A 247-nucleotide genomic window follows, 5' to 3' on the forward strand; every position below is an offset into this window, starting at 1 on the left:
TGACACGCACTTTTTCGCCTCCGGAAAGAACATTGACTGGTTTTAGTACCTCTTCACCAGAGAATAACATCCGACCTAAGAAACTACGTAAGAACGTATTGTCATCTTCTTCTTTACCAGCAAATTGACGTAACCAATCTAAAATGGTTAATGGCTCTTCAAAGTCTTTGCTGTTGTCTTTTGGTAAATAAGCTTGGCTAGTTGTAACGCCCCAACGAACAGAACCTGTATCGGGAGTAATTTCGCC

At 41.3% G+C, this 247-nt stretch carries 1 pseudogene; it reads right to left on the bottom strand.

Going from position 1 to position 247, the window contains the following annotated elements:
- Window positions 1-247, bottom strand: a pseudogene (locus LJE09_RS17745) (ABC transporter ATP-binding protein); the annotation flags it as partial.

The organism is Blautia sp. DFI.3.45 (genome assembly GCF_020593505.1).
Classification (GTDB): domain Bacteria; phylum Bacillota; class Clostridia; order Lachnospirales; family Lachnospiraceae; genus Blautia_A; species Blautia_A wexlerae.